The 14479-nt window shown below is 44.0% G+C and carries 12 protein-coding genes and 1 pseudogene; 8 read left to right on the forward strand and 5 right to left on the reverse strand.

The features are described 5' to 3' along the window. The first annotated feature begins 112 nt into the window (after nucleotides 1-112). The 3 genes from ACJJI0_RS01645 to ACJJI0_RS01655 all read left to right on the forward strand — a co-directional run bounded on the left by ACJJI0_RS01645 (nucleotide 113) and on the right by ACJJI0_RS01655 (nucleotide 3270). Nucleotides 113-955, forward strand: coding sequence for a type 1 glutamine amidotransferase domain-containing protein (locus ACJJI0_RS01645; protein ID WP_444884378.1), 843 nt, complete (start codon nucleotides 113-115; stop codon nucleotides 953-955). Between the two features lie 160 nt (nucleotides 956-1115). Further along, complete coding sequence (locus tag ACJJI0_RS01650) at nucleotides 1116-1943, forward strand: SDR family oxidoreductase (protein WP_444884379.1); 828 nt, start codon at nucleotides 1116-1118, stop codon at nucleotides 1941-1943. A 451-nt stretch (nucleotides 1944-2394) separates the two neighbouring features. Next, nucleotides 2395-3270: an SDR family oxidoreductase gene (locus ACJJI0_RS01655; protein WP_444884380.1), complete on the forward strand. Its 876-nt coding sequence runs from the start codon at nucleotides 2395-2397 to the stop codon at nucleotides 3268-3270. Between the two features lie 265 nt (nucleotides 3271-3535). Here the strand turns inward: ACJJI0_RS01655 and csrA are convergent, their stop codons facing one another. Continuing rightward, a complete protein-coding gene (csrA, locus tag ACJJI0_RS01660) occupies nucleotides 3536-3724 on the reverse strand; it encodes a carbon storage regulator CsrA (protein ID WP_444884381.1) in 189 nt (62 codons plus the stop codon). Nucleotides 3725-4577: 853 nt separating this feature from the next. Between csrA and ACJJI0_RS01665 the strand changes: the two genes are divergently transcribed. Both ACJJI0_RS01665 and ACJJI0_RS01670 read left to right on the forward strand, forming a co-directional pair. After that, nucleotides 4578-5171, forward strand: a complete 594-nt coding sequence (locus ACJJI0_RS01665; RefSeq protein ID WP_444884382.1) for a TetR/AcrR family transcriptional regulator — start codon at nucleotides 4578-4580, stop codon at nucleotides 5169-5171. An 81-nt stretch (nucleotides 5172-5252) separates the two neighbouring features. Further along, entirely contained in the window at nucleotides 5253-6389 is a 1137-nt protein-coding gene (locus tag ACJJI0_RS01670; RefSeq protein ID WP_444884383.1) for a methyltransferase, read from the forward strand. Between the two features lie 40 nt (nucleotides 6390-6429). On the opposite strand, the gene ACJJI0_RS01675 is transcribed toward ACJJI0_RS01670, so the two are convergent. Further along, nucleotides 6430-7827: an amidase family protein gene (locus tag ACJJI0_RS01675; RefSeq protein ID WP_444884384.1), complete on the reverse strand. Its 1398-nt coding sequence runs from the start codon at nucleotides 7825-7827 to the stop codon at nucleotides 6430-6432. 233 nt (nucleotides 7828-8060) lie between these two features. Here ACJJI0_RS01675 and ACJJI0_RS01680 point away from each other — a divergent pair, with 233 nt between their 5' ends. The 3 genes and pseudogenes from ACJJI0_RS01680 to ACJJI0_RS01690 all read left to right on the forward strand — a co-directional run. Continuing rightward, the gene (locus ACJJI0_RS01680) at nucleotides 8061-8480 is read left to right on the forward strand and encodes a DUF2267 domain-containing protein (RefSeq protein WP_444884385.1); all 420 of its coding nucleotides are present in this window, start codon (nucleotides 8061-8063) and stop codon (nucleotides 8478-8480) included. Nucleotides 8481-8958: 478 nt separating this feature from the next. Continuing rightward, nucleotides 8959-9807: a TolB-like translocation protein gene (locus ACJJI0_RS01685; protein WP_444884386.1), complete on the forward strand. Its 849-nt coding sequence runs from the start codon at nucleotides 8959-8961 to the stop codon at nucleotides 9805-9807. 172 nt (nucleotides 9808-9979) lie between these two features. Next, nucleotides 9980-10311: pseudogene (locus tag ACJJI0_RS01690) on the forward strand (IS30 family transposase); the annotation flags it as partial. Here ACJJI0_RS01690 and ACJJI0_RS01695 read toward each other — a convergent pair. The 3 genes from ACJJI0_RS01695 to ACJJI0_RS01705 form a co-directional block, all read right to left on the reverse strand. Further along, on the reverse strand, nucleotides 10289-10780 hold the full coding sequence (locus ACJJI0_RS01695; protein WP_444884387.1) for a TlpA family protein disulfide reductase: 492 nt from the start codon (nucleotides 10778-10780) through the stop codon (nucleotides 10289-10291). The pseudogene ACJJI0_RS01690 and the gene ACJJI0_RS01695 overlap by 23 nt on opposite strands. After that, complete coding sequence (locus ACJJI0_RS01700) at nucleotides 10780-12888, reverse strand: TonB-dependent receptor plug domain-containing protein (protein ID WP_444884388.1); 2109 nt, start codon at nucleotides 12886-12888, stop codon at nucleotides 10780-10782. Before ACJJI0_RS01700 ends, ACJJI0_RS01695 begins: the two co-directional genes overlap by 1 nt. A 411-nt stretch (nucleotides 12889-13299) precedes the next feature. Then, on the reverse strand, nucleotides 13300-13899 hold the full coding sequence (locus ACJJI0_RS01705) for a DUF4360 domain-containing protein (RefSeq protein WP_444884389.1): 600 nt from the start codon (nucleotides 13897-13899) through the stop codon (nucleotides 13300-13302). Nucleotides 13900-14479 lie beyond the last annotated feature (580 nt).

Below are 14479 nucleotides of genomic sequence, written 5' to 3' on the forward strand. Positions count from 1 at the left end.
GCCATTAGTTATGCTCATGCCTATATTAGGTTAATTAATTTCAGTAATGAAGCCTGGGGTCCTATTCTGTCGCCACTTCAATTGATTCAACCCTAATTTCGAGGAAGTGATTATGAACTTGAAGAAACTGCTTGCGATGGCAGCATTGCTAGTCAGCCCACTGGCGGTGGCAGATAACGTTCTGGTTGTGATGTCAGATGTGTCAGAAATGAAGCTGAAGGGTGGTAGTGACTACAAAACAGGCTTCTATTTGAATGAGCTTATGGAGCCGGTCAAGTTGATGATGGAAGCTGGCCACACAATAACATTCGCTACCCCGATGGGGCTGGCGCCGACATTGGACCCGGTTTCAGACACGCCTGACCATTTCTTAGATACTAGTCAAGAAAACTACAATGCCCATAAAGCTTTACTCAACCAGCTAATGCTGACTGACAAAGATCACAGCCCAGTAGTTAGCTTTGCTCGTATTGAGCAAATCGGTATAGAGAATTTTGATGCGCTGTTTGTACCTGGAGGGCATGCACCTTTAGGTGACCTGGTATCCAATGATCAATTGGGCAGCTTCCTACGTCATTTTAACGCTGAGTCCAAGCCTACCGGTTTAGTGTGTCATGGCCCAGTTGCGCTGTTGTCCGCTTTGCCTAACAGCTCTGAATTTGAAACCCAAATGAAAGCCGGTAAGAAAGCTAAAGCTGCCAAGGGCTGGGTATATGACGGTTACAAAATGACCTCTTTTAGTAACTCAGAAGAAGCTGTAGCTACTCAATACTACTTAGGTGGTGATGAGCTGTTCTACTGGCCTCAAAATGCACTCACCAATGCCGGTGGTAATTACTCCCGTAGTAAAGAAGATTGGCAGCCGCATGTAGTTGTTGATCGTGAACTGGTAACAGGCCAGAACAACAAATCCTCCATTGCTGTTGCTCAAGAGCTTCTAAAATTGATGAAATAGTCGTCTATCTTAGTAGCAGGCTTCTTCAGGCAAAACTCCATTGAGAGTCCCAAGGCTGTAAAGAATGATTTTGGTAAAAAGCCTATGCCTGAAGGAGCAGTATTAATACCGTATTCCACAAACTCTAATTTATGTCTTTGACGATAATCCAGGAATCCCAATGAGCACATCTACTATCTTTCAGCCGAATAATGTTGCAGTTATTACTGGTGGTGCCAGCGGAATAGGTTTTGCGGCAGCAAAGGCCCTATCAGAAAGAGGGATGAAGATTTGTTTAGCAGATGTTAACAAAGAAAAACTGGAAGAAGCTAAGCGTGCTCTACCAAATGATACTTTAATAGTAGAAACCGATGTGAGTGATTTTAGCTCGGTACTAGCGCTCAAAGATCAAGTTAAAAAAGAATTCGGTCGTATCGACTTTCTTTTTAACAATGCAGGAACTGCTGTTAAAAATGGAAGTTGGGAGAATTTAGATGGTTGGAATAAGATTATCAACACAAACCTTTGGGGTGTGATTCATTGTATTCATGCATTTGCCCCCGAAATGATCAGTCAAAATAGCCCATCTGTTATCGTTACAACCGGATCTAAGCAGGGAATTACCACTCCACCGGGAAATCCGGCTTACAACGTCAGTAAGGCTGCGGTAAAAGCTACTGCGGAGGCGTTACAGCACTCTATTCGAAATACACCTGGAAGCCAGGTCTCATCTCACTTGTTAATTCCTGGTTTCACTTACACGGGTATGATTGGTAGCCCTAGTAAACCAGATGGCGCATGGACTGCAGATCAAGTGGTCAATTTTATGCTGGAGAGCGTCGAGCGTGGTGATTTTTACATTCTTTGCCCGGATAATGACGTAGATCGTGAAACTGATGTTAAACGCATGAGCTGGGCGGTAGGGGATATTATTAACAATCGTCCGCCACTCTCTCGTTGGCACCCCGACTACCGTGAGGCATTTGAGGCGGAGATGGGTAAACAATGAGAATACATTTTTCCTTGTGGAAAAAATAACTAGAGTTGTCTAAATGTGTGCAGGTAGGGCTTAACTCAATTTTGTAATTGTTTAAGTCCTATACCTGTATGGTGCTAGATGACAGTTTTTAAGGTCTTAATTCCTTAGGCTGCTTATTCAAAATATCTTATGTTTTTTTATTCTGTACGTTGTGTCTAGCTATTTTTCCACTAAAAAACTAGACGCAAAATCTGATAGATAACCAATCCGGCTCTTTGTGTTGAAGCCCTTTTTTCTTAATTTTTAAAAACCCCCTGATTGAATGTTTGATCAATAAGGATAGCTTAAAAAGCCTTTTGCGTACTGGTTTTTGGCTATTATTTTTATTCATTGCTATATGCATTAAATCAATTTCATTAATACACGTACAAGTCTTAATCTTTACACCAGTTGATGTGATGCAAAATTTAAGGAGACAATCATGACTCAAACAGCGCTTATTACTGGTTCAAATAGTGGTTTTGGTTATCTAATAGCCAATACACTTGCAAATAATGGCTACAAAGTCATCGGCACCATGCGGGATCCAAGTGGCCGCAATGCTTCTGTAGCCAATGAGCTTATTGCTAAAGGTATCGTTGTCGTCGATATTGATGTAACCGATGATGAGAGCGTCGCCAAGGGTATTGCTCAAGCAACTAAAGAAGTCGGCCCAATTGATATATTAATTAATAACGCGGGAGTCGGTACGCTCGGGTGGCAGGAAAGCTTTACCATCGAGGACTTTAAAAAGGTTTTTGATATCAATGTTTTTGGCGTTCAACGTTTAATACGTGCAGTGTTGCCGCAGATGAAACAGCGCAGCAGTGGAACTCTTATTCAGATATCAAGCATTTTAGGTAAGTTCGTATTACCTTTCCTTGGTTCTTATAATGCCACCAAACATGCGGTAGAAGGAATGGCAGAGAATTATCGCGTAGAGCTGGCGCAATTTGGTATTCAATCTTTGATTGTTCAACCCGGCGGATTTGGAACCGATTTTGGCTCAAACCTGTTAAGAGCAAGTGATAAAGAAGTGGCTGCGAGTTATGGTGAGTATGCAGATGCCCCGGAGCAAATGTGGGCCGGTACAGAGAAGGGCCATGAATCAGAGAATGCCCCCAGCCCACAATTGGTTGCAGATGCGGTTCTGAACTTACTGAAGACAGAGCCTTCAAGTCGACCATTTCGAACAACTGTTGACGGTACTGGATTGAACCCTACGATAGAAAAGATCAATCAAGTTACCGAAGAAGCAATGCAGGAAATTTATTCAGCATACGAAATGGGTAATTTATTTCAGCTTAAAAAGTACTAAACGACTTATGGTATTAGTGGGTACTCTGCATACTTTCATAGGTATAAAGGTGCCTTTTTATAAATGCACCTATCAAAACTTCTTGAGTACGTTTTTTTGATTGGCCCGAAAGTAACATTTTCTCAATAGAAGTTAATTATAGTTAGTATATGGAGCATGAGGGAGAGGGATAATATAGAAACTTATATTGCGAAGTTGTCTGAATCATACCCATATAGAGAATTTTAGGCCCATAGTGGGCCCTTTCTATTGGAGACGTAGGCTCTTAGCCGCTTCGGTTTATCAATTTTCTTTCCTTTTGAATGCGTATATAAATTTCTTCACGATGCACAGGTAGGAATTTGGGGGCATGTATTCCTATCTTTACTTGATTACCCTTAACCTCCAATACTGTGATAGAGACATTTGTTCCAATTCTTAGATTTTCGCCAGTGCGGCGTTTTAAAATCAACATTTTCTTTTCCTACTGATATGCAAGTTATGGCTAAGCATTCCGTAATGGGAAGGCGGCTTGAAGGGCGGTGTTTGCAGGAAATTTGAGGTGGGGCACGGGAACGGTAGGCATAGAAGAAGAAAAGGCGGGCGCAACGCTCCCAGAGCTTGGGGAATCGCTCCAAGCTGCTGAATGTACTCCACTTTATTGAAGACGAGCGGGTTTCTAGCGTACTATGCATATAGCCACGTTGATAGTGTCGATATCAATTTGGTTAGCTGGCCCCTGGTGTTCCCGCACCATGGGTCAGCGCCTTTTACTTACTCTTATATCACGCTACTGTTCTCCTATAAGTAAATGGATTATTTGGAAAGATTTTCGGGTTTTTAAACTTGAGCTATGTGCCGATTGAAACTCGCACAGTGACAGCCAAAAATACCGATAAATATCTACCAATTCTACGCAGCTTTGACACTAAAACAAACTTAATAAAATCCAATAAGATTATTTTCGTGCCTATATTTTGTTCTTTTTCCTTTAGGTAAATCTGATTTTTCTTTCAAGAAACGCAAGCTAAATCTGCATTCTTTATAGACTCTTGTGTTTTAACTAGCTCCCGATATTTTGTCTATTGCGAGCTCCTGGATGACTTAGAATTTGTCTGTATGAATGGGCACGCTGAAGAGAGACTAGTTATTCATTTAAAAGCTAATGTGAGGAATCCGCTTGCTCCTTTTATCTCTGTATAGCGGTCTAAGCTAGTTAAGCGCTCAGTGTTCGTACAAACCCCTTATATTGAACAGCAGTCATTATGGAAGGTGGTGCTATACCCTGTTAGCCTCCATTGCATTACAAATCGAGGATGGTAAGGAATATGCAGGAGTCAGATGTTGCCAATCGGTTGATAGAAGCGGCACGAGAGTGCTTTTTGAACGATGAGTATCACCGGGTTACCACTCGCCAAATTGCTGCCAAGGCGGGGGTGGCGGTATCAATGATTCGGTATTACTTCGGCAGTAAGGATGGCTTATACGAAGATATGATTCGTCAAACCTTACTTCCCCTGATTAATGCTGTTGAGCAGCTGAGCCTCGATGGCGACTGGGATTTTGGTGACTTCTTTGACCTCTACTATGCCACAATGCAGGAGAATCCCAAGTTTCCAGCCCTAATCTTGAAAGTTATGGCGCTTAACGAGGGACCAGGAAAGAATGTTATTCGCCAACTCTTAGAGCGGGGGCGCCAACGGGGGACCAGGAGATTGGCGGAAATTCAGGGCGCTGAACCTTCGGACGCTGGTACTGAATATGATTTGCTCAGGATTGCGTTTGTTAGTCTTGCTATGTTGCCCATGCTAGCCAAGCCAGTTCTTGAGGAGCAAATGGGCCAGGAAATGGGGCCTGAGTTTTTAAAGCAGCTTGCCGATTTTAATGGCCGAATCCTAAAGGCCGGTTTAAAAAATATGTAACCTTTCAAGTCTCTGTTTGTAATAACAGAGATGTTTATTTTATTGGATATTTTTATCAGACATTTTTTCTGAGGAGTTCTTATGCCCGGGTCTATGCAAAAGAATAGGGTTTCTAATTGGATCTTTCAGAGGGTTTCCAATGCGGTTTACAGTTTATGCAATATTCCAACTCGCCTGATCCCGGCTCCCTTTCGTTTGATGCAAATAGGATCTTTATTTTGGCAATCTCGCTGTTTATATGCTGTTGCCTGTCTTAATGTTGCTGATCATATTGAAGATAAAGCCATTTCGATTGATAAGTTGGCGGATGCCTGCAAAGCCGATAAACAGTACCTCTATCGATTGATGAGAATGTTATGCGCAATGGGGATTTTTAAAGAAGAGGAACCAAAATATTTTTCGCATAATAGAAATTCAAGAGCGCTTCGTACTAACGCCGACAACAGCGTAAAAAATATGATCCTGATGCATAATTCACCTGAATTTAGTAGGCCATGGTTTTCCAACTTTGAGGGGCATATCAAGGAGGGCAATGTGCCTTTTGAAGGTGTGTATGAAAAGGAGATGTTTGATTATATGAATGATCACCCGAAGGTTAGTGACCTATTTTCGGGTGCAATGGATACTGTTGATCATCTTACCGGTTTACAATACCTGCAAGACTTTAACTGGAAGAATTTTGATCGAATTATTGATTTGGGTGGCGCAAAAGGTAGTAAAAGTGCCAGTATCCTTTCTTCGTATAAACACTTGACTGCAGTTATTGTTGATAGGAACAATGTAGAATCGACTGCGCGAGAGTATTGGAATAGTCACCTCGGTGATGATGTTAGGAAACGATTAGATTTTTATCCTACTGATATCCTAAATGACCCACTTCCAGATGCAGTAAGTGATAAGGACATCTATTTGTGCGTGGCTATTTTTCACTTGCTGAATGATTCCAGGGCTAAAAAGCTTTTAATAAATATTCATCGGGCGATGGGTGAACGTAATACTACTTTAGCGATTGTTGATGCTGTACTGCCAGAGAAAGGGGCAGATCTCAATTTAGCGGCAATGGATATGCAGATGCTAATGGGAACAAAAGGGTGTGAACGAACGGTCAGTGAGTGGAATGAGTTGTTTGCTCAGAGCCCTTTCTACTTGGTTGAGACTGTCAGCGTTCGGTCTTTCGCTAAAGTGATGGTTTTAAAGAAAAGAGAAGGGTTAAAGTGAGCTGCCAGTCATTGAGGCATCTCTAATGGGGTTTGAAGTTTCACTTCAGACCATTCGACACCAGTGGCGGTATCTGAAGCTCAATTTCCTTTGCTATGGCGAGAAGTGTTAAGTCGGCGCCGGGCACTCCATCCAGTTCCACACCTACCGGTAAGCCATTATTGCCTCGCCCAATAGGAATACTTATTCCGGGAGCACCGGTGACTGCTGCTGTGGCATTGTTGTGTATGAGTGTGTCCAGAGTTGGAAGTATTTTTCCGTTTAGTTCAAGTTGGTTTGATGAAGTACTAATAGATTGAGCTTCGATCGGTGCTGTAGGGAATACAATCGCATCTAGTTGGTGCTGCTGGATGATTTTTAGGTAGTTGTCGCGTACCCCAGATATCTTCTTTAAAGCGTTTTGATAGTCGGCATTTGATGGTGCCTTAGGGCCGAGTACTGACTCCTGATAGACAGCCTTTACATCATTACTTTTGATCATTGCAACCAACTCAGCCAGTTGGGTATTAGGCTGGTAGCTCGCCAGAAATTGGGTCATAGCGGTTTTCATTTGATGAAATCCGATAGGAAACCCAACATCAAGGACTGCGCTCACTAACGAGGATAAATCGATTTCTATTAGGGTGGTTCCCGCGGAGCTAAGGGAATGTAACGCAGCTTTAAAAGCTTGGTATACACCTGGTGAGAGATTATCAAATAACGGGTGGGCAAGCCCAAGGCGCAGCTGATTGAGTGGCTTTGCCTGGGGTAGGGCAGACCCGGTTAATATCTCAAACAGATAAGCGGTATCCTCTACATTGGCGGCCATGGGGCCTGGGGTATCAAACGCTGGTACAGAGGGCACTATTCCCTCGGTACTCAGGCAGCCAGTGGATGGTCGAAAGCCCACAATTCCTGTGAGGGCTGCTGGCAGCCTGATTGAACCGGCGGTATCTGTGCCCAGGCCTGCAGATACGATCCCGGCGGCAATGGCTACTGCTGTTCCCCCGGATGAACCACCTGGAAAGCAGGATTTATCCCAAGGATTCCTGACGGCACCATAGGCGGCGTTATTCGAGGTTACGCCGAAGGCGAGTTCGTGCAAATTGGTTTTGCCAATGACGATAGCTCCGGCCTTCTCTAGACTCTCAATTATTGGGGCAGAAGTCTTGGCCTGGAAGTTCATACCAGGTGTGCCCGCAGTCGTTTGAAAACCTCTCACATTGATATTGTCTTTGACAACGATGGGGATGCCAGCAAGAGGCCAGTTATTGCTGCTTTCTTTCAGCTCGTTATCAATGCGCTGTGCTTTCTGTAATGCGCCTTGCCTATCCAGGCAGATAAAAGCATCCAGATCTGAGTGGGCCACTGCATTATCGCAGGCATCTTCAATTAAGGATGTCGCTGTGATCTTCCTTTTGCGGACCATTTCAGAGAGCTGGCGTAGAGACGTTGTCATGGTTTATTTTTTATGAAAATTTGAATCAATCTTAGTACATGTCAGTCATAATCCTGCACCCTTAAGGTTATGAATTATGATAGACAGCGTGTTTGGTTGCCATACATGATTAATCGTTAGGAAAAAATATCAGATCATTATAAGTATAGAATACATCAATCACGCTACTTCAGTAGTGTTTGATATAAGGTGTTAATCGTAATTAATATTAATCAGGATTAGTAAAACTAATTATGACTGTACCATTGGAATATGAGAAAGCATCTGAAAAATTTTTTGAATATTTAGTTGATGCTCGAGATATAGCTGGGCTTTGGAGCACGCATGTTACCTATACAATGACACAGGGCGTTTTTCATGTGTTCCGCCGTCGAATTTCTACATCCGATGCTATTGCGTTTTCCAATGTCTTACCCGTTTGCCTGAGATCTTTGTTTGTGGCCGACTGGGATGTTAACGAAGAAAAGAAAGACTTTGATAGTGTTGAGGAAATGACCAGGGAGGTGCGGTTATTACGAGGGAAGCACAATTTTTCAACAGTTACAGCAATTAAAGATGTTGCTAAAGCTTTACGGAAACATGTGGATGAAGAGGTATTTGATGAGTTGCTTTTAAAGCTTCCGGATGGGGCCTTTGAATTTTGGCGACCCTAAGCGGGTAGATGCCCATAAGGAGGGTGGGAAAGTCTATACACATTGAGTCCGCTTTACGGTTAGGTGGGGGGTATGGATTTTTATTGCACTCAGAGGATATGACTACTGGATAAGGCGATGCAATTGTCAGAAGGGCACTAAATAGTAGAGAAAATTTTACGAGGAAGAAATCGCTGAAGTAGAGGCTGGGCACAAAGTAAAAAGTATAGAAATCCTGAAACTGGGAGAATGGTGGATTGGAAACAGTTGAGGAGTCTATGGAGGTTGATTCGTATTGTTATTGCTTCTTGAGCTTACCACCGCCCATAACTGAAAGCCTGCCTAAGAGGGTGGTATTTGTATATATTTTATACATGAAGTGAGCTGATTGCCGCCATCAGAATAAGAATCAGGCAAAATTCACAAGGACGTCAGGCGCTATATAGCCAAGTTGATTACAGTGATTGCCAGTTACCCCTTGATCAAATAAGGATAAGTCATGAGGCATCGTTCTACTTCAGTCATTTTACTTTCCCTGCTAACTCTAAGTTGTACCAGCTATAGCAAGGATACCCCTGTAGTGCTTGAAGGCCCTTACCTTGGACAGAAGCCACCTGGGCTGACTCCACAACTGTTCGCCCCTAAGCCTTCGAAAGAGTATCGTGACTGGGGCGGTTACTTCACGCCAGATATGAAAGAGTACTACGTTACAAGAAGATATCACCAAAGTGGCAAATCCTCGAAAGTTGTATTCAAGCTTGAGAACAATCGATGGCATGAGTCTGAAGTGGCCTGGGGCGGTTCCATCTCACCGGATGGTCAAACGATGTATGCTAGAAATCAATATAGAGAGCGTACCGCTAATGGTTGGTCAGAGCTTAAAAGTCTTGGCTCACAATTTGAAGACATTCGTATTATGCGCCTTACTGCTTCTGCGAAAGGAACCTTTGTATTTGATGAGGTAGGTCAAAACGGCGATGGTATTCTTCGCTATTCACGACTGTTAGATGGTAAGCGTGAAACGCCAAAGCCTTTTGGCCATCAGATAAACACGGGCAAGTGGACTGCTCACCCCTTTATTGCCCCTGATGAGTCTTACATCATCTGGGATAGTGAAAGAGAGGGCGGATATGGTGATAGCGACATGTATATCAGCTTTCGCCAGCAGGATGGCTTATGGGGTGAAGCTATTAACTTTGGTGATAAAATCAATACAGAGGGGGAAGATGGTGGGGGATATGTAACACCAGATGGAAAATATCTTTTCTACTGTCGTCGTTGTACCCCCCTGAATTTTGAAATAATGTGGGTAGATGCGCAGTATATAGAGACTCTAAGGCCCAAATAAATTCTATAGTATTAAATCTAGAGTGACGCTCAAAGATAATAAATTTTCTGCGAGAGTTATCTCTTAGTAGAGGTAAAGTATCTGGCTTTTTAACTACCTAAGTCAAATGAAGATTGATTTTAATTTGGCTGCAAACTTAATTGACGTTCTTAGTGCGGACGAGGCTAAATAATTACCATTCGACAATGGTCTTGAATTCTCTGGTTATGAAAGGATCGCAGAAGATTTAGAGGTCGATATTTATTTTGCCCACCTATATTCACCCTGGGGAGGATTAACGAAAACACTAACGGCCTCATTCGACAGTATTTCCCAAAGGATGCCGACTTAAATAAAGTAACAGATGAGTAGGTTCAATTTGTAATGGATCGTCTGAATAGTAAACCTAGAGAGAGCCGGGGTGGCAGGTCACCGAATGAGTTATTTAAGGGACAGCAAGATGATCTACTACAGCATAAGGAATTGCAGTTATTAATTGAAATCAAGAAGTATTACTACAGGTAAAACCAAAACTTTGTTCCAGAATGGGCTGCAATTGCTCATCAGGAATATAACCCCTGAGCCAGCGCAGCGGCTTACCATTGGGTGCTATTAGAAAACTGAAGGGGGTGCCGGGAGTTTCACCCAGTACTTCTTGGAGTTTTCGATTCGCCTGGAACATGGGAAATTCCGGCCGCAATTTTCGATACTCAGCCAGTAGGGCTTTGCGCGACCCATTGATACCAAGGGCAAGTGGTTGGAACTGTTGTGAACACTTCTGCGTAAGACGGTTGAGTGCTCGTACCTGACGAAAGCACCAGGGGCAGTCGGGTTCTACCAGTACCATCAGGCTTGGCTTGTCTTTGAAATGCTGCAAGTTGATACGCTCAGGCCCGGCAAGGCTGCGCAATTCAAAATTGAATAGGGAAGTGGGAACTTCAGTCGCGCCAGTCGGCGCGAACAGAATTGTGAAGAGTAGGAGCCAGGTTCGCATTACAGGTTCCAGTCGAAGCCCAGGTAGAATTCACGGCCGCGCAGGGGACCATAGATATAGGCTACGTCATAGGCACCACTGGCATCCCAGGAAAGAGGGGTTTCTCCTTCCTCGACTTTGGTGTAATCGGTGAGATTGTTGCCGCCCAGGTACAGACTGAGGTTTTCACTCACATCAAAGGTCAATTTCATACCCAGTGTCCAATAGGCGTCTGCGTTTGTACTCTTTAACGAGACGTCGCCCAATTGGTTAAAGCCCGCATAGCCAAATTCATCCAGGTCGCGGGCGCCTACCCAGGTGACGCTAGCGTATAGCATCCAGTAATCGGCTTTGTAATCCAGATTGAATAGCGCACGTTGCTCCACTGGGGCAATGGCAAAGGATTCCCGGAAAACATCGTCGTAATCGTAGGTCTCCAGAGTGCCGCCAATAGATAGATTGTCGTTCAGCGCATAACTGAGAGTAATGTCGGCAGCGCCTACAGAGGCACTTTCCTGCATTTGGCTAAGCAGTGGTACCCCGTCCTCGGTTTCACTTAATGCCGCAAGGTTATCTACTTCGGTAAATGCCAATGACAGGGTACTGTTAAGGCGCTCCCCTTCGAAGCTCAGCGCATAAGCTGCAGATAGAGACTTCTCCAGACTTTCAATGTCGATGGCAAAGCCATCTCCGGCATCCAGGATGCCGTGATCCGTTTCGAAAAAGGAGAGGGGGGCTCGGTAGCCTCGCCCCATCGCTACGCGGGAGGTCCATTGATCGTCGTGCAGGTAGCGCAAGTCAATACGCAGGGCCACCACTATTTCATCAATCTCGGTACCGGGTTTTTGCTCGGCGACGAAATCGGCCTTGGCATTATCCAGGCGTATGGCTAGTGCCACCTCAAGATCTGGTGAGACTGTCCAGGTATCCTGCAGGTAAAGGCCGGTAGTTTGGTAGTCGAAACTATCTTCAATGTAGTTGTCGCTTTCCGCCCCTGCAGCAGAGTCGGAGCGCATGGATTCATCGCGAAGGTCGACACCAAACGTCAGCATATGCTGGTCATTCAGGATCAGGTTGTTGCGCAGGTCGAAGTAATTGAGCGTGTCGGTAGCGCTGTAGTCGAACCCCTCGTAAAAGGAGTCCTGTTTATGCTCTGACCAGGCAACTGTCAGCAAAGTGTTATAGGACTCGTTAAATTCGTGTAGCCAGCTGCCGGAAATTTCACTGCGGGTGGTGGCTATCCATTCGGTGGTTTCCCAGGGTTTACCGATATATTGCTGTCCCACATCGTCGTCGACAAATAATTGGTCAGACTCCACACCATCGTATCCGTGCAAGACTGAGCCAATGCTGTCTCCCTGGGGGCCACCAAAAATATTGGAGTCGGTGTAGGCCGTGCGAAGGATCAGGTTGTCCCGTTCACCCAGGTCTTGCGAGAGACGCACCATGTAACTGGTATTTTCCTGTAACGGCGCTTCGCTGACGCCGTTACCATCGTTGTCCATCTGGTGATGTTTGTCATCCTGGATGACCAGCGATGTGCGGGTACGTTCATCATCGCTCAGATAGCCTGCCATTAAGCCAAGAAAATAACTGTCGTTGTCCTCCATGGAGGCATTTATATTGACGCCAGTTTCTTCTATCTCCTTGGAAATCACATTGATGGTTCCGCCGATTGCTTCGGGTGCCAGCAGTGATGCGCCAGCACCGCGGGCCACTTCGATACGTGAGATGCCAGTGGTGGCCAGTGCATCTACCGCGTAGTAGCCAGCCATCATCGTGTGTAAGGGAACTCCGTCGGTGAGGATGGTGGAATGCTCCCCACGCATACCATTCAGCATTACCCGCTTGACGCCGCACATAGAACACTCATTGGAAATCCGTACCCCGGGGGATTTCTCAATGGCATCCGTCAGGTTTACCGCTTGTTGGGACTTGATCAGGCTCTCGTCTACGACTTCAGTCTTCTGTATGGCGTCTAAGAGGGCGCCGCGCTCATACAATCGCTGGCGCACACCTATCACTACCGTCTCCTCCATTACGGCGGCTTGATCTGAAGGAGTGTCGCTGGCAAATGAGGTAGGGATTGCGGAGGAGAGGGCGATGGCAATCAAGCTTTTGCGAAACATGGGTTGATTCCCCAGAAGTGAATTCATCTCATGTGATAATGATTCGCATTTGCGGTGCAAGTGAGCAAAGGTGGTAGTTTTTTGCGTCTTGAGGATTGGAGGGGCAGGGGCTACGACTAGTGCCGTTCAGGCAGCTCGTTGTTCAATGATTGAAAAATGGTCGAAATATCAGATAAAGCCATTAGTATGATTTTTGATCTGCTGACTGGGTTGGCTGCTTAATTATTCAAAGCAAGAAGTAGATAGTTATAGTCTGTCTATATTTAACTTTGCTTCAGCAAATAACTTAATAAGTCTGAATAATTAATTGATAAATAACGATAGATATTGATATTGCCATGTAAATCAAGAATTTTATTTTAATAAATACTCCCCACCTAATTAAGGGGGGAGTGAATACAATTGCTCTAATTACTCATCACAAGGAATAATTTGGATATTTAAAAGCAGCTGTGCTCCAACATCGGCAGAACGCAGAGAAAATAGGCTGTCGGCGCCGATTACTGTTGCAACCGTATCTGCTCTCGCAATAAGGGCCTCCCCATCGCACCCGGAATAGTAGGCAAATGGTGGGCGATCATTCAGGATAAAGTTCTCAAAGCCAGAGCTATTCCAGTTATTGTCATGGCTAGGGCCTTGACTGCCAGAAAAAAAGTATTCTCTATGGAAATTTATAAGTGATCCATCGGCAGAAAATACTGTACCCCGCCAATCAATATCTAATATTCCTACTGAAAATCCAGGTTCTACACTTAAAGGTATTGCCAAGTTACAATCAGAGCTAGCAATTGGATTTGAAGAATTTGTAACGGCGCTATATTTACTGAAAAGTATAGCGATATTTTTATTATCATCTGTTGCCGTAGCCGTTACTGACCCTACCGGGCAGCCTGTGCCATTAACGGCGACTTCTCCAATCTCAATCTGTTGACCATCAATTAGTAAAGTTTTAGCGAAAGTGGGGATAGAAAAAATTGAACAAAGTGTGAGTGCTAGAATTCTATTAAGCATTGATACTCTCCATTCCTTGAAAAGTGTGAGCGGTTAATATTTGTAAGTTCTATGTGTTAATTCCCAATTAATCGTTCTGTTGCTGGTGTCTCCCAATGAATTAGTGGGCTCATACTGCAAAATTCATATTTGCAATGTCAATTAGTTGCAGGCGTAATCATTGGTGGTGGTTTAGGTTTGAATATGTTTGTGAGCCGGGTCACGAATGGATTCAATGATAATTTATTAGTGCGGAAGGGTTAGCGATGTTGTTGTCTGAGGTTGTGTGTGATTGAGTAGAGGTTTTATCGAAAACATGGGCAAGTGAGTAAATAATAAGGTCTGTAAAGTTGGTTTTTTATTGGTAAATTAGTTGATATTTTTTAAAGGGTTAATAACTTGGCGCAAAGGTGAGAGGCTTATTATAAGATAATTGATTTTTAGTGGTTATGAGGTCGTCATGTCAGGGTGTCGGCCGTATTTAAAAATTATATTTGTCTAGCTTGGCCTGCTGATAGTTTGATTTGTTGAAATTTTACCTGTAAATGAGTTCGCATGCTTGACACTAGGGGTTGCATGAGAAGTAATCATAATTACTTCG

The organism is Microbulbifer mixtoriginis (SeqCode) (assembly GCF_052466695.1).